16 protein-coding genes are annotated in these 14,314 nt (G+C 67.2%); 8 read left to right on the top strand and 8 right to left on the bottom strand.

Going from position 1 to position 14,314, the window contains the following annotated elements:
• Window positions 1-181 precede the first annotated feature (181 nt).
• Window positions 182-1,504 carry a bifunctional o-acetylhomoserine/o-acetylserine sulfhydrylase gene (locus ACT9TC_RS14400; RefSeq protein WP_458041143.1) on the bottom strand — a complete coding sequence of 441 codons (1,323 nt, stop codon included), beginning with the start codon at window positions 1,502-1,504 and terminating at the stop codon, window positions 182-184.
• Between the two features lie 204 nt (window positions 1,505-1,708).
• Between ACT9TC_RS14400 and ACT9TC_RS14405 the strand changes: the two genes are divergently transcribed.
• The 4 genes from ACT9TC_RS14405 to ACT9TC_RS14420 all read left to right on the top strand — a co-directional run bounded on the left by ACT9TC_RS14405 (window position 1,709) and on the right by ACT9TC_RS14420 (window position 4,381).
• The gene (locus tag ACT9TC_RS14405; RefSeq protein ID WP_458041144.1) at window positions 1,709-2,494 is read left to right on the top strand and encodes an SDR family oxidoreductase; all 786 of its coding nucleotides are present in this window, start codon (window positions 1,709-1,711) and stop codon (window positions 2,492-2,494) included.
• A 68-nt stretch (window positions 2,495-2,562) separates the two neighbouring features.
• Entirely contained in the window at window positions 2,563-3,057 is a 495-nt protein-coding gene (locus ACT9TC_RS14410) for a phosphoribosyltransferase (protein WP_458041145.1), read from the top strand.
• Complete coding sequence (locus ACT9TC_RS14415) at window positions 3,047-3,754, top strand: uracil-DNA glycosylase (protein WP_458041146.1); 708 nt, start codon at window positions 3,047-3,049, stop codon at window positions 3,752-3,754. The genes ACT9TC_RS14410 and ACT9TC_RS14415 overlap by 11 nt, the downstream gene beginning before the upstream one ends.
• Before the next feature lie 9 nt (window positions 3,755-3,763).
• The gene (locus ACT9TC_RS14420) at window positions 3,764-4,381 is read left to right on the top strand and encodes an N-acetyltransferase family protein (RefSeq protein WP_458041147.1); all 618 of its coding nucleotides are present in this window, start codon (window positions 3,764-3,766) and stop codon (window positions 4,379-4,381) included.
• Between the two features lie 287 nt (window positions 4,382-4,668).
• Here the strand turns inward: ACT9TC_RS14420 and ACT9TC_RS14425 are convergent, their stop codons facing one another.
• Window positions 4,669-5,535 carry a potassium channel family protein gene (locus ACT9TC_RS14425; protein ID WP_458041148.1) on the bottom strand — a complete coding sequence of 289 codons (867 nt, stop codon included), beginning with the start codon at window positions 5,533-5,535 and terminating at the stop codon, window positions 4,669-4,671.
• 25 nt (window positions 5,536-5,560) lie between these two features.
• Here ACT9TC_RS14425 and ACT9TC_RS14430 point away from each other — a divergent pair, with 25 nt between their 5' ends.
• Both ACT9TC_RS14430 and ACT9TC_RS14435 read left to right on the top strand, forming a co-directional pair.
• Window positions 5,561-5,767 (top strand): response regulator transcription factor, encoded by a 207-nt coding sequence (locus tag ACT9TC_RS14430; RefSeq protein ID WP_458041149.1) that lies wholly within the window; start codon window positions 5,561-5,563, stop codon window positions 5,765-5,767.
• A gap of 94 nt (window positions 5,768-5,861) precedes the next feature.
• Window positions 5,862-6,764 carry an IS982 family transposase gene (locus tag ACT9TC_RS14435; RefSeq protein ID WP_458040813.1) on the top strand — a complete coding sequence of 301 codons (903 nt, stop codon included), beginning with the start codon at window positions 5,862-5,864 and terminating at the stop codon, window positions 6,762-6,764.
• A 19-nt stretch (window positions 6,765-6,783) separates the two neighbouring features.
• Here ACT9TC_RS14435 and ACT9TC_RS14440 read toward each other — a convergent pair whose 3' ends face one another.
• The 6 genes from ACT9TC_RS14440 to ACT9TC_RS14465 form a co-directional block, all read right to left on the bottom strand.
• A complete protein-coding gene (locus ACT9TC_RS14440) occupies window positions 6,784-7,578 on the bottom strand; it encodes an ABC transporter ATP-binding protein (RefSeq protein ID WP_458041150.1) in 795 nt (264 codons plus the stop codon).
• A complete protein-coding gene (locus ACT9TC_RS14445; RefSeq protein ID WP_458041151.1) occupies window positions 7,575-8,396 on the bottom strand; it encodes an ABC transporter ATP-binding protein in 822 nt (273 codons plus the stop codon). The genes ACT9TC_RS14440 and ACT9TC_RS14445 overlap by 4 nt, the downstream gene beginning before the upstream one ends.
• Window positions 8,393-9,289, bottom strand: coding sequence for an ABC transporter permease (locus ACT9TC_RS14450; RefSeq protein ID WP_458041152.1), 897 nt, complete (start codon window positions 9,287-9,289; stop codon window positions 8,393-8,395). Before ACT9TC_RS14450 ends, ACT9TC_RS14445 begins: the two co-directional genes overlap by 4 nt.
• Entirely contained in the window at window positions 9,289-10,236 is a 948-nt protein-coding gene (locus ACT9TC_RS14455; protein WP_458041153.1) for an ABC transporter permease, read from the bottom strand. Before ACT9TC_RS14455 ends, ACT9TC_RS14450 begins: the two co-directional genes overlap by 1 nt.
• Entirely contained in the window at window positions 10,233-11,744 is a 1,512-nt protein-coding gene (locus ACT9TC_RS14460; protein WP_458041154.1) for an ABC transporter substrate-binding protein, read from the bottom strand. Before ACT9TC_RS14460 ends, ACT9TC_RS14455 begins: the two co-directional genes overlap by 4 nt.
• Before the next feature lie 219 nt (window positions 11,745-11,963).
• Window positions 11,964-12,902 (bottom strand): alpha/beta fold hydrolase, encoded by a 939-nt coding sequence (locus ACT9TC_RS14465; protein WP_458041155.1) that lies wholly within the window; start codon window positions 12,900-12,902, stop codon window positions 11,964-11,966.
• Window positions 12,903-13,019: 117 nt separating this feature from the next.
• On the opposite strand from ACT9TC_RS14465, the gene ACT9TC_RS14470 reads away from it, so the two are divergent.
• Both ACT9TC_RS14470 and ACT9TC_RS14475 read left to right on the top strand, forming a co-directional pair.
• Window positions 13,020-13,523, top strand: a complete 504-nt coding sequence (locus ACT9TC_RS14470; RefSeq protein ID WP_458041156.1) for a carboxymuconolactone decarboxylase family protein — start codon at window positions 13,020-13,022, stop codon at window positions 13,521-13,523.
• Window positions 13,520-14,239, top strand: a complete 720-nt coding sequence (locus ACT9TC_RS14475; RefSeq protein WP_458041157.1) for a tyrosine-protein phosphatase — start codon at window positions 13,520-13,522, stop codon at window positions 14,237-14,239. The genes ACT9TC_RS14470 and ACT9TC_RS14475 overlap by 4 nt, the downstream gene beginning before the upstream one ends.
• Window positions 14,240-14,314 lie beyond the last annotated feature (75 nt).

Genomic DNA, 14,314 nt, shown 5'->3' on the forward strand with positions numbered 1-14,314 from the left:
GGCCTCGCGCGTCATCGAACGGTCGCGACTCGCCGTGCAGGTGTGAGCGCGCACGGCGAGTCGCGACCGTTCGATGCATGGTCCGCCGCCGCCGCGAGAGAACGCGCCGCAGCGGAGAACACGGATGCCCCGCGCACATCTCCTCGAGGGGGATGAGCGCGGGGCATCCGGTGACGCGAAACTACGCGCGCGCGGCCTCCGAGACCTTGCGGGCGGCGGCGAGCGCCTGCTCGAGGTCGGCCTTGAGGTCCGCGATGTTCTCGATACCGACCGACAGGCGCACGAGGCCCGGCGTCACGCCGGACGTGAGCTGCTGCTCGGGCGTCAGTTGCGAGTGCGTCGTCGACGCCGGGTGGATGACGAGCGAGCGGACGTCGCCGATGTTGGCGAGGTGGCTGAACAGCTCGAGCGAGTTCACGAACTCGCGACCCGCTTCGACACCGCCCTTGAGCTCGAACGACAGCACCGCACCGACGCCCTTCGGGGCATACGTGTTCGCGGCGGCGTACCAGGGCGACGACGGCAGGCCCGAGTAGTTGACCGACGCGACATCTTCGTGGTCTTCCAACCACTCGGCGATCTCCTGCGCGTTCTGCACGTGACGCTCGATGCGCAGTGACAGGGTCTCGATGCCCTGGATGAGCAGCCAGGCGCTCTGCGGCGCGATCGAGGCACCGAGGTCACGCAGGAGCGTGACGCGGGCCTTGATGACATAGGCGAGCGCGTCGCCGACGGCCGTGGTGTAGCTGGCGCCGTGGTACGACGGGTCGGGCTCGGTGAGGCCGGGGAACTTCTCGACGTTCTGCGACCAGGCGAACTTGCCGCCGTCGACGATGACTCCACCGATGACCGTGCCGTGACCGCCGAGGAACTTCGTGGCCGAGTGCACGACGATGTCGGCGCCGTGCTCGAGCGGACGGATGAGGTACGGGGTCGCGATCGTGTTGTCGACGATCAGCGGAACACCGAGCTCGTGCGCGACGCCCGCAACCTTCGCGATGTCGAGGATGTTGATCTTCGGGTTGCCGATCGTCTCACCGAAGAACAGCTTCGTGTTCGGGCGGACAGCAGCGCGCCACTCGTCCGCATCGTCCTGGTTTTCAACGAACGTCGTCTCGATACCGAGCTTGGCGAGCGTGTACTTGAACAGGTTGTAGGTTCCGCCGTAAATCGATGACGACGAGACGATGTGGTCGCCGGCCTGCGCGATGTTGAGCACCGCGTACGTCTCGGCTGCCTGGCCGCTTGCGACGAGGAGGGCACCGGTGCCGCCCTCGAGCGCGGCGAGGCGCTGCTCGACGACATCCTGCGTCGGGTTCATGATGCGCGTGTAAATGTTGCCGAACTCGGCCAGCGAGAAGAGGTTCGCGGCGTGCTCGGTGTTGTCGAAGACGTACGACGTCGTCTGATAGATCGGCGTCGCGCGTGCCTTGGTGGTCGGGTCGGGCTGAGCGCCCGAGTGGACCTGCTTGGTTTCGAAGCGCCAGTTTTCCGGTGCGGACATGGTGGGTACTCCTGTGGTTTGTGGGCGCGGCGGCTGTCGCGTCTGTAGCGAGGCTACGGATCGACGGATGTCCCGACAATGGTCCGGAAATGTTACGTAACACTTGTCGTGGCTCCGTTGGTGTCTCCGTTGGTGTCTCCGTTCGCAGGCCCGGGCGGGGTCGCCGAGTTCGTTCACCCCGTCGGGGCGGACTAGCGTGGGTCCGTGGCAAATAGGCGTGCGGTTGTGACCGGTGCGAGTTCGGGAATCGGTTGGGCGACCGTGGTGGCCCTCCGCAAAGCAGGCTGGGATGTGGTCGGTGTGGCCCGCCGGGCCGAACGTCTCGCAGAGCTTGCACACGAGACCGGCGCCGAGGTGTTCGCCGCCGACCTGACCAACCAGGCAGACGTCGATGCCCTCGCCGACTGGCTCGAGAGCACGGGGCCCGTGAACGCGTTCGTGCAGATCGCGGGCGGCGCTCGCGGTACGCAGCGCGTCGAGGACGGCGACCCGTCCGACTGGACGTGGATGTACGAGGTCAATGTGCTCTCCACGCAGCGTCTCGTCGTCGCTTTGCTGCCCCTCATGCGCGCGGCGGCGGCAGATGGCGGCCATGCCGATGCTGTTTTCGTGACGTCGACGGCCGCGCAGGTCGCCTACCCCGGCGGCGCCGGCTACAACGCGGCCAAGGCGGCTGAGGCGATGCTCGTGCACGCCCTGCGCCTCGAGCTCAATGGCGAACCGATCCGCGTGGTCGAGGTCGCGCCGGGCATGGTCTATACGCCCGAGTTCACCCTCAACCGGCTGGGTGGAGATACGGCGGCGGCGGATCGCGTGTATGACGGTGTCGAAGCACCCCTCGTCGCGTCGGATGTCGCGGACGTCATCGTCTACGCGATGAACGCTCCGGCTCACGTCAACCTGGATCTCGTGACGATGCGCCCCGTGGCGCAGTCCGCGCAACACCTCCTGGCTCGTGGACCGCTGCGAGTTCGCCCGGAGCACGAGTGATTCTGCGGCAGCGCAGGGCTCAACTGAGATGCACGACGACGGCGTGAGCCGGGAAGGAGTCGCCCCGCATGGGTGAATACACGGGGGAGCGCGAGCACCTGACCTGGGACGGTTTCGGGGAGGCATGTCGCGATCTTGCCCGGACGATCGTCGCCGACGGTTTCGTTCCCGAGGTCGTCGTTGCGATCGCGCGCGGGGGTCTGTTGCCCGGCGGCGCGATGGCTTACGCCCTCGGCGCGAAGAACTGCGGTGCCCTGAACGTGGAGTTCTACACCGGCATCGGCACGGTCCTGGATGCTCCCGAACTCCTCCGCCCCGAACTCGACATGGAGTACCTCGACGGGCGTCGCGTGTTGCTCGTGGATGACGTGGCCGACAGCGGTCGGACTCTCGCGCTCGCCGTGCGCCTGCTGAGCGAACGCGGCGCGGACGTCCGCTCGGCCACGATCTACACCAAGCCCGGTTCGATCGCGATGCCGGACTACTCCTGGCGCGAGACGGCATTGTGGATCGACTTCCCCTGGTCGTGGAAGGGTTCGGTCATCGAAGAGGATGCCTCCTGATCCCGTGGCTCGCTCGCTCGCGCAACTCGCCGACGACGGCCTGATCGATGCGGGCTGGGCCCGCGCTCTCGAGCCCGTCGCTCCCGACATCGCTGCGCTCGGCGAGCGCCTGCGTGCGGAGGCCGCGGCAGGGCGGGGCTATTTGCCCGCGGGTGATCGCGTGTTGCGCGCATTCCAGCGTCCCCTCGACGAGGTCAAGGTGTTGATCGTCGGGCAGGACCCGTACCCGACGCCGGGACATCCGATCGGGCTCTCCTTCGCCGTGGAGCGGGATGTCCGCCCCCTTCCGCGGAGCCTCGCGAACATCTACAAAGAGCTGGGCAGCGATCTCGGCATCGCGCCGGCACCACACGGTGATCTGTCCGCGTGGGCCGACCAGGGCATCATGCTGCTGAACCGTGTGCTGACAGTCACGCCCGGCGTATCCGGGTCACATCGCGGCTGGGGATGGGAGAAGGTCACGGAACTCGCGATCCGCACGCTCGCCGCGCGTGATCGTCCGCTCGTCGCGATCCTGTGGGGGAGGGATGCCGCGAACCTGCGACCGCTGCTCGGCGCAACGCCGATCATCGAATCCGCGCATCCGTCACCCTTGTCCGCTTCGCGTGGATTCTTCGGATCGAAGCCGTTCTCACGGGCCAACGAGATGCTCGAAAAGGCCGGATCGACCGCCGTCGACTGGGGTCTGCCCGCGTAGGCTGGACTGATGCTGGAGGAGGAATACGACAAGCAGAAGCGGCGCCCTCCTCGTCACCTGCGCAAGTTGCCCGAGCCCGAGCGGCCGTTTTCGTACGAGATCCGCCCGGCCACTCCGGCGGACATCCCGGACATCCGTGAGATCTACAACTACTACGTCACCAACTCCGTTGTGACATTCGATGAGAAGCGCTGGACGCTCCGACAGTGGCGTGAGAAGTTCGAGCATCTCGCCAAGCTGGAGCTTCCGTTCCTCGTCGCGGAATCTCCGAGTGGCCAGATCCTCGGCTACGCGCTCGTGCAGCCCTGGGCGGGCAAGTCCGCCTTCCGCTACACGGTCGAGAACTCGATCTATCTCGGTCACGCGGCTGCGGGCAAGGGCCTCGGTCGGGCCCTCCTCGAGGCGCTGATCGAGGCCTGCGAAGAGAAGGGCATCCGCGAGATCGTCGCCGTGATCAGCGACAAGGGAGCGGATGCCTCGATCGCCCTGCACGAGAAGCTCGGTTTCGCCGAGGTCGGGCGGATGGGGCGCGTGGGCTTCAAATTCGGCCGCTGGCTCGGCACGGTCTACCTGCAGAAATCGCTGTCGCCGAAGAAAAAGAAGAAGCGCGGTCTGTTCAGCCGCTGACTCCTCGACCCGCTCGTTAAGCGAGGGGCGTTTCGTCTCGCTGCGCTCGCTCAACGACCGGTGGGCCTTGCTCGCTCGGCATGCGCGTTTCGACTCGCTTTGCTTGCTCAAACCGGTGGCCCGGGTGCGTTCGTTGAGCGAGGAGCGTAGCGACGAGTCGAAACGCTGGTGCGTGATCACACGAGGGCTACAGCATTCGTCATCCGCGCCATCGATCGACGTAGCGAATGTCGCGAACTGTAGCCGTCGTGCGCTGTGCCGGGTGCGTCGACGGTGGCCCGCCCGACTCACGCGTGGTCACGCGCGAAGGAGTCGATGAAGTCCGCGCGGGACTCCCCGCGAGCGCCGAAGTTGTCGCGCAGGCACGCGCCGAGGTCTTCGAGCGCGTCCTCGAGCACCGTGCCTGCCATGGAGAGGTCCGTATTCGGTGAGGTGCGTGCCGCGGCGGCAAGTGCGACGGCGACGGGGAGCGCGCGGCCCAGGGAGGTCGGGGCTTGGCCTTCGCGAAAGTAGTACGACTCCGGGCTCTGGCTGAGGTCGACGCGGACCGCGGCGATCTGTTGCGCGACACCGCGCACGACCGTCGCGGCGGACGCTGCATCCATCTCGTGCAGTCGGTCCGCGTATCCCGCTCTGCCGAGCATCGTCAGCGACAGTGCGGTCGACCGACGGCGCCCGAGCGTGGGGAAGAGCTGCAGCAGCCAGGTCGCCGATGCGGTCAGGAGCGCGAATCCGATCACTGCCTGGACAGGGGCGAGGATTCGGATGATCGGTTCGATCGGCACGACCTCGCCGAACCCGACGGTCGACAGCGACACCAGCGAGACGTACAGGGCTTCGAAGAAGTCGACGTAGCGATCGGGGTCTATACCCTCGTTGTACAGGAAGCCCTCCGGCACATGGGGCAGATAGACGAGTGCCCATCCGACCGCTTGGGCGGTCGCCCACGCGAGCACGACGGCGAGTGTTGCGATCGGTCCGGATGCCGCCCGTGCCCGTGGGCCGAGCCCCGAAGTCAGATGCCAGACCCCGGAGACGATGCCGCGGGTCATCCGTCCGCGCGCGTGCGGGTGCAACAAGGTGAGGAAGATGTCGGTCAGCCCGTACGCGATGATGGCCGCACCCAGCACGGTACTGCCGACGCTCCAGATCACGTGCCCACGCTACCCCGAGCGTGCCGTGGGAGAACTCACCCCTCGGCAGCGCGAGGTGCTCGCACTTGTGGCCGAGGGGCGCAGCAATGCCAACTTCGCGGCGACGCTCTTTCTCACGGAGAAGGCCGTCGTGCAGCACGTCTCGCATATCTACGTCGCGCTCGGGCTGCCCTCGGCGAGCGACAGCCATCGGCGCGTTCAGGCGGTCATCCGCTATCTGAACGCGTCGTGAGGCCTGGCCAAACGGAGCGCTAGATGAGTGAGTCCGTTTGGCTGGGTCGGCGTGGATGCTGTTAATCGCAGGCGGAGGGTGTTAACCCCGGTGTGTGAAAACTGAACTCAACACCCTCCTGATCACACTCTACGTCCACCTCGATGACCGGATCCTGCCCGCGATCGGCTTCACCCGCGATCACCACCCGGGCCGCAAACCCGCCCTCAACGACGCGGAATTGCTCTGCCTGCTGGTCGCGCAACACCTGCTCGGGATCGCGTCGGATCGGAAATGGATCCGATACGCGCACGCTCACCTGAAGGGCATGTTCCCGAACCTGCCCGGCCAGTCCGGGTGGGGCAAACGCGTCCGCCAATCCACCGGGCTTCTCTCTGCGGTGATCACCGAGCTGGCCCGTGACACCCCGTCCTGGGGTGAGATCACCCGGCTGGTGGACTCGACCCCGTTACCGTGCGGGAAATCGCGGGAGACCGTGAAACGCTCAGACCTTGCCGGGCACGCCGACTACGGATACTGCGCATCCCACTCCCGATACTTCTGGGGCTTCCGGCTCTATCTGATCTGCACTCCCGACGGAATGCCCGTGATCTGGGGACTCGCGAGCCCGAAGATCGGTGAACGCGAAGCCACCCAAGCGATGCTCGACCACGACAGACACCTCATCCAGCCTGGACAGGTCATCGTTGGCGACAAAGGCTTCGCTGGGAAGCAGTTCGAGGACTTCGTCACCAACGAACTCGGCGCGCACCTGATCCGCCCCGACCGCAAAGACGAGACCCCCAGGTTCGGGAAACTCGGCAGCATCCGACAATGGGTCGAGTCCGTGTTCGACACCCTCAAAGGCCAACTCACCCTCGAAGACCACGGCGGCAGAACCCCCGCAGGCGTCTACTCCCGCGTCGCCGCAAGACTCCTCGCCCTCGCCGCCGGCATCTGGCACAACTGGCTCACCAACGCCCCCGCCAAACGCTCCCTCATCGCCTACGACCACTGAACCAAACGGACTCACTCATCTAGGGGGTGATGGTCGGGATGGAGTCGAGCAGGCGCCGGGTGTAGGCGACCTGCGGCTCGAGCAGAACCCGTTCGGTCGGGCCCTCTTCCACGATGCGGCCATCCTTCATGACGATGACCGTGTCGCACACGTTCTGGACGACCCCGATGTCGTGCGAGACCAACAGGAGCGCCATACCCTGCTCGACGCGGAGCTTCTTCAGCAGAGCAAGGATCTGCGCGCGCACCGTGACGTCGAGGGCCGAGAGCGGTTCGTCGCCGACGAGCAGGCGCGGTCGGTGCGCGATGGCGCGGGCGAGCGCGATGCGCTGCCGCTGGCCACCCGAGAACTCGTGCGGGAAGCGCTCGGCCATCGCGGGATCGAGTCCGACGAGATCGAGCACCTCGCGAACTCGCGCGCGACGGTCGCCCTCGATACCGAGCGCCCAGAGCGGCTCGCCGACGATCCGGCCGACGCTCATCCGCGGGTCGAGCGAAGAGTACGGATCCTGGAACACGATGCCGGTGCCCCGCCGCAGCCAGTGCAGGTCGCGGGCGGAGGCCGAGGCATCCACGTCCCTGTCCTCGAACGACACGGTTCCGGATGTCGGGGCATCGAGCGCGAGCAGCAGCCGCACGAGGGTCGACTTGCCCGATCCGGACTCGCCGATGATCCCGACGGACTCGCCCGCGCGCACGTCGATGTCGGCGTCTTCGAGCGCTGTCGTGACGCGGCGCGGCTCGAAGAGGGTCCGCCGCGGCAGGGTGTGGCGTCGGTTCAGGCCGCGTCCGGTGAGCAGCATGTCGCGGTTCATGATGCATCCTCCGCGCCGCGGGCTTCCGCCTCGAGTTGGTCGGCCGAGCGCCAGAGCGTCGCGGTGGCATCGCGCAGCAGGCCCTGCGTAACGGGGGAGCGCGGTGCGGTGAGGAGCTCGCGGACGGGCGCGGACTCGACGACCCGGCCGTGCTCGAGCACGATGCCGTGCGTGGCGATCTGTGACAGCACGGCGAGGTCGTGCGTGATGAAGACGAGCGACATCCCGTCCTCGTCGACGAGCGTATGCAGGAGCCGCAGGATCTCGGCCTGGATCGTGACGTCGAGCGCGGTCGTCGGCTCGTCGGCGATCAGCAGTCGCGGCCGGCACGCGAGCGCCATCGCGATCGCGACGCGCTGCAACTGACCGCCCGAGAGCTGGTGGGGGTAGCGCGTCAGGAGCTGCGGGGGATCGGGCAACCGTACGCGTTCGGCCTCACCCAGCGCCCGCTGCCACGCGTCGCGCTTCGACGCGCGCTCGTGGATGCGGATCGATTCCGCGATCTGGCGCCCGACGGTGCGGATGGGGTTCAGCGCCGCCCGGGGTTCTTGGAAGACGATGCCGATGTCATCGCCGCGCAGAGCGGCGAGTTCGCGATCCGACATCCCCATCAGCTCCCGGCCGTCCCAGACGATACTGCCGGATGCCTCGGCCCCCTCGGGAAGCAGCCCCAGGATCGCGAGCGCGGTCAGCGACTTACCCGAACCGGATTCGCCGATGAGCCCGAGGCGTGTGCCATCCGGAACATCGAACGACACACCATCGACGACACGGTTACCGTCGATCTCGATCACGAGGTCGCGCACGACGAGGCTCACGAGACGACCTCCGGTACATGGGTACGAGCGGCACGTGCCGAGCCGCCGGACTGGCGGAGCGTCGGATCAGTCGCCTCTCGAATCGCATCGCCGAGCAGGTTGAGCGCGAGAACTGTGAAGGTGATGACGAGTCCCGGCCACAGCACCGACAACGGGTAGACGGTCAGATACCCCTGAAGGTCGGCGAGAAGACGACCCCACGACGGCTCGGTGACCGATGCCCCGAAGCCGAGGTACGAGAGACCCGCCTCGGCCAGAACCGCGACCGCCATCGACCACGACAACTGCACGATGAAAACCGGCGCGACGTTCGGTAGCAGGTGACGTGCAAGGTTTTGTACGGGGGTGAGACCTGCTGCTTTCCCGGCCATCACGAAGTCGCTGTGCAGCACCCGCCGCAGCTCGGGCCTCATCACACGGGCGATGTTGACGCCGAATCCGATGCCGACCGACCACACCACGACCCAGAGCGATCCCCCCCAGACGGCCGAGATCATCATCGCGATCAGCAAGACGGGGAAGGCGATCAGGATGTCGACCAGCACCGCGATCGACTCACGCAGCCAGCGGGCCGTGAGCGCTCCGAGCGCCGCGAGCAAGACGCCGAAGACGGTCGCGACGATGCCCGCGCCGTCGGCGACGAACACCGTCGTGCGGGCACCCGCCATGAGGATGCTGAGGATGTCGCGGCCGGTGTTGTCGGTGCCGAGCAGGTGAGGCCATCCGGGCGGTGCCCACCGATCGGCGATGTCGATGCTCTGCGGGTTGAAAGGGGTCCACACGAGTGACACCGCGGCGGCGAGAACGACCAGGCCGACGATGATCAGCCCGAACCTGCCGGTCCACTGGCGCCAGACCCGGCCGAGGGTGCTCCCGCGACGACGCGTACTCACTACGCCTCCCGCTGTCGGGGGTCAAGAGCGCGGTGGACGAGGTCGACCACGAAGCCGAGAACCAGCACGAAACCGGTCAGCACGAGCAGCTCGCCCTGCACCTTCGGAAGATCGCGATTTTGGACATCCTCCACCAGCATGCGCCCGATTCCGGGCAGGCCAAAGAGTTGCTCGATGATGACCGAGCCGACGATGATGCCGGCGACCTGCAGCGCCAGCACCGTGATGACCGAGAGGCCGACGCTCGGCAGGCCGTGGCGCAGCAGTGCCTGCGTGCGGGTGAGCCCCTTCGCTGCGGCGGTGCGCACGAAGTCCTGTCCGGCCGCCTGCAGTGTCGCGCTCCGAACGAACCGCAAAAGTAGTGCCCCCTCGACGATGCCGATCGTCAGTGCGGGCAGCAGCAGCGATCTGAGGGCGGCCGCGGGATCGCTCCATCCCGCGCGCGGGAATCCCTGGGCGGGGAGCCATCCGAGCCATACCGAGAACACGACGACCAGCATCATGCCCGCCCAGACGACCGGCACGGCGGCGAGGGCCTGTGAGCCGACGTTGATGGCTGTGCCGCCCGCCCTCCCGCGCCGCACGGCCGAGAGCACCCCGAGCGGCAGGCTGAACAGCAGAGCGATGAGCAGCGACATGAGCCCGAGCGGGACGGTGACCTCGGCCTTCTGCACGAGCTCTGAGACGACCGTCGATCCGTTGATCAGCGAGGTGCCGAGGTCACCCCGCAGCAGCCCGCCGACCCACTCGACGTACTGCGCCACAACGGACTGATCGAGATCGAGCCGCTCGCGAATTGCCGCGACCTGCTCGGGCCTCCCCTGTGCGCCCGCGATCAGCTGCGCCACGTCGCCGGGCAGTACCCGGAGCGTGGCGAAGATGAGCACGCTGGCAACCAGCAGTCCCGCGAGCAGCAGGAGCAGCCGTGTCAGCGCGTATCGGATCAATCGGCGCTCTTACCCAGCTCCGCGACGTTGAGGCGCTCGTTGACGTTGGTCGACGGCATCCCCGACACGTTCGTGCCGACCGCAAGAACGGACTCGCCGTTGTACAGCCAGTCGGCCGCCATGTCTTCCGAGACCAAGCGCGCGGCCTGGCGCAGCAGGTCGGCCGCGGTCTCTTCGTCCAGCGAGGCGACGGATGCCGCGTACAGGCGCTGCACCTCGGGGTTGTCGTAGGTGAAGTAGTAGTCCGGGTTGGCCCAGTTCTCGAAGTCGCGCGCCTCGGTGTGGAGCACGAAGCTCAGGTCGTAGTCCTGGTTGACGTAGACGTCCTGTAGCCAGGTTGCGAAATCGACCGAGTTGACCGTGAGCGTGATGCCGACATCCGCGAGCTGCGAGACGAGAACCTGCGCGATCGTGGTCGGGTAGAAGGAGGGGATCGTGAGCGTAAGGTCGAGGTCTTCCTCGCCGGCTTCGGCCAGCAGTTCGCGCGCGGCTTCCGGGTCGAACGGGGCGACGTCCGACAGGTCTTCGTAGCCCGGGTCGAGCTCGGGGATCGGACCGTACAGGGTCTGCCCGGCACCGAGTGCCTCGATGATCGCGTCGTGATCGATCGCGCGGCGGATGGCCTCGCGCACCCGAATGTCGTCGAGCGGCTCGGCGCGCGAGTTGAACGCGAGGGTGCCCTTGTCGGTCGAAGGACCCGTGACCAGGGCAAAGTCACCGTTCGCCTCGATCTGATCCTCGAAGTTGGCGTCGAAGCCGGTCAGCACATCGACCTCGCCCGAAAGCGCGGCGTTCAGGGCGGCCGTGTTGTCGGGGATGTAGTCGAAGACGACCTCGGCGGCCGCGGCGGGCTCCCCCCAGTAGCCGTCGTAGCGCGCGAGTGTGATGCTGTCGCCCTGGCGCCAGTTGGCGAGAGTGAACGGACCCGTGCCGTTCTCGGCGGTGTTGAGGACGGTGGTGTCGCCCTCCTTGAACACCAGTCCGGCGCGACCGGTGAGTGTCCAGAGCAGCGTCGAGTCGGGTGTGGCGAGGGTGAGGACGACGTTCTGGCCCTCGGCGGTGATCGAGGTGATGCCGGCCAGGCGTCCCGAGTCCACAAACGCGGGGTTGTCACGTGCCGTGGTCAGCGAGCTGACGACATCCTGCGGTGTGAGGGGCTCGCCGTTGTGGAAGGTAACGCCCTCCCGCACCGTGAACGTATAGGTGAGGCCATCGTCCGACACGTCGTACTCCGTTGCGAGAGTCGGCACGATGTCCTGCTCGGGTGTGCGCGAGATCAGGCCCTGATAGACATTGTCGACGAGTACCTGGTCGAGGGCGGCGCCGGACGTCTCCCGGATGTTGAGGTTGCTCGGCTCGAGCACCAAGCGCACCGTGACGGTGGCGCTGGGGTCGACTTCCGCAGAGGGCGTCGAGGGGTCGGGCTCGGTGCTGCCCGAGCAGGCGGAGAGGACGAGAGCTGCGGCCGCGAGCGTTGCGGCGGCGAGCAGTGCGGGACGGCGGAACATGTGGGAGGTCCTTTCGCAGGTACCGCGGCGTCGGATTGCTGTGCGATCGCCGCGGCTGGAAAATTCTCGGGGTGCGTCATTGCTGCGATCACCCAGCCTAGAGCGCTGAGCCGGGTGTATCGGACCTGACGGTGTTGTATAACGACACAAGGTTGTATAACGACACAAGGTTGTATAACGACACAAGCGCGCCATACGTTCCCCGCATGCCGAATCGGCTCAGTCGGCGATCCGCTCGCGCACGAGGTTTGCCAGCTCCACGGGGATGTTTTCCTGGACGTTGTGGCTCGCTTCCACCTCGACCACGGATGCGTCGGGCAGGCGCCGTTCGAACTCCTCGAGGTTCGCCGGGGTTACGTAACCCTGCGTCCCGCGGATGAGCATCAGCGGTGCGCGCACGGCTGCGAGGTCGTCCCAGCCGTGCGCGCCGAGAACCGGCTCCCGCGGGGGCTCGCCGGAGCCGGGCGCGGAAGCTTCGGGTAACGCGGGCGCGAGCGCCGTCGCGACCAGGCGCGCCATGTGGTGCTTCCACTCGACGCGGCCGTCCGGGCGCACGCGGGTGTTCAGGTAGACGCCGCGCTCGGTGGCGCGACGATCGCCGCCGAGGCCGAAGGCCATGGCCCGGTCGACGAGCTCATCACGCGTGGCATAGTCGGTCGGCCCGGAGAAGAACTCACGAAGTACCTCGGGACCCTCGCCGGGGTCGATCCCGGGGGTGACGTCGACGATGATGAGCGACTGGACGAACTCCGGATGCGCCGCAGCCACGGCCGCCGAGACGATACCGCCGAGGGACTGGCCGACGAGCACTTGAGGGGCATCCGTCCAGGCTTTCAGAGCGGCAGCGATGTCCGGCGCGATCGTCCGTGGGTGATAGTCGGCGTCGTCGCGCCAGGATGAGTCGCCGTGCCCGGGTAGGTCGATCGCGAGCGCCGGGATGCCGAGGGCGAGGATGGTGGTGTCCCAGGTGTGTGCGTTGAGCCCGGCGCCGTGCAGGAACGTCACCCGCGGGCGCTCGGCCCCCCAGCGCAGGGCGCTCAGGCTCCGTCCGTCCTCGAGCGGGATCGTGAGGCGCTCGTGTGCCGTCTCCGGTGTTGCGATTCCCGCGGCCTCGGCCTGCTCGGCGACGAAAGAGAACTCGTCGAAAGTGTCACTCATCAGGGAGGGTCCTCTACGGCTCAGAAGCGCGGTCGTGCCCATTCTGCCGTCGTTCGCGAGTCGCGGCGAATTCGAGTGACAGAGGCTCGCGGGGTGCCGCGCGGATAGAATGGGCGCATGACTCAGCCGCGGGTGCACCTCTCCCGCGCGGAGCCCACCGCCTTCCGCACACTCGATGCGTTCTCGAAGGCCGTCGGCGCCATTGCTCGTGAGAACGGCATCGAGGAGCGTCTGCGCGAGATCGTGCTGCTGCACATCTCGCAACTGAACGGATGCGCCTACTGTGCCCGCATCCACGTGTCGCGTTTGATCGAGGCCGGTGGGACGGCGGACCTTGTCGCTCAGTTGCCCACGTGGGAAGAGTCGGGGGTGTTCTCGGAGCGCGAGCGAGCGGCGCTCGAACTCGCGGAGGCCTTCACGTTCATTCACGAGGGCGGCATCTCGGACGAGGTCTACGACCGCGTCGGAGGCATCCTCTCGGAGAAGGAGTACACCGCCATCAGCTGGTTGAGCGTCTCCATCAACGCGTTCAACCGTGTCGCGATCGCGGGGCGGTACCCCGTGCCGCCGCTCGAGCCAGTGCTCGGGACGGATGCCGGCACGCCGGCGGGCCCGGCGTGAGCGATGAATCCCTCGTCCCCGGAGTACTGAACTTTCGGGACACCGGTGGTCTGCCCGCCGCAGGTGGAGTGACGCGGCACGGCGTCCTGTTCCGCTCCGGAAACCTCGCCGCCGTCGCCGATTCGGGGCGTACCGCTCTCGGCACCCTCGGGCTGCGCCGTGTGGTCGATCTGCGTGCAGACGACGAGGTCGAGCGCTCGCCGAGTATCGGCACCGAGTCGGTCCAAACCGTCCGTGTGCCCCTGTTTCACGGTTCGGTCGGGTCTTTCTTCGCGCAGGACATGGATCTGGATGCGATGTACGGGCAGATGATCGATGCCTCGGCCGCGCGCGTCGTCGAGGTCGTGCGCGCCATCGTCGAAGATCAGCCCGTGTTGGTGCACTGCACGGTCGGCAAAGACCGGACCGGCGTGACCGTCGCACTCACCCTGCTCGCGGCGGGCGTCGACCGCGACGCCGTCATCGCCGACTATGCGCGCACCGAGATGCTGCTTCCCGAGAAGCGCAATCGTGAGGTCGTCGAGCGTATTCGAGCGGTGCACCCCGAGGCCGTCAACATCGAGCAGCTCGCGACGCGTTCGCCGGCACCGGTCATGAGGCGACTTCTCGACCGGCTGGGTGAGCGGTACGGGTCGCCGGTCGGGTTTCTCGCGGCGCACGGACTCGCGGATGACGAGATCGTCGAGTTGCGCCGCGTGCTGGTCGCCTCGTCCTGACCGCCATTTCGCTCGTTGAGCGAGGAGGGCAGCGACGAGTCGAAACGGTGGTTGTCGGCGGTGTCGTTTCGTCTC

It is taken from the genome of Microbacterium sp. HM-570 (assembly GCF_054165885.1).

Bases quoted from the DNA above. Each gene is read 5' to 3' on its own strand.
- ACT9TC_RS14460 (WP_458041154.1), bottom strand. From the start codon at position 11,744: ATGTTCCGCCGTCCCGCACTGCTCGCCGCCGCAACGCTCGCGGCCGCA.
- ACT9TC_RS14415 (WP_458041146.1), top strand. From the start codon at position 3,047: ATGCCTCCTGATCCCGTGGCTCGCTCGCTCGCGCAACTCGCCGACGAC.
- ACT9TC_RS14420 (WP_458041147.1), top strand. From the start codon at position 3,764: ATGCTGGAGGAGGAATACGACAAGCAGAAGCGGCGCCCTCCTCGTCAC.
- ACT9TC_RS14465 (WP_458041155.1), bottom strand. From the start codon at position 12,902: ATGAGTGACACTTTCGACGAGTTCTCTTTCGTCGCCGAGCAGGCCGAG.
- ACT9TC_RS14440 (WP_458041150.1), bottom strand. From the start codon at position 7,578: ATGAACCGCGACATGCTGCTCACCGGACGCGGCCTGAACCGACGCCAC.
- ACT9TC_RS14410 (WP_458041145.1), top strand. From the start codon at position 2,563: ATGGGTGAATACACGGGGGAGCGCGAGCACCTGACCTGGGACGGTTTC.
- ACT9TC_RS14470 (WP_458041156.1), top strand. From the start codon at position 13,020: ATGACTCAGCCGCGGGTGCACCTCTCCCGCGCGGAGCCCACCGCCTTC.
- ACT9TC_RS14400 (WP_458041143.1), bottom strand. From the start codon at position 1,504: ATGTCCGCACCGGAAAACTGGCGCTTCGAAACCAAGCAGGTCCACTCG.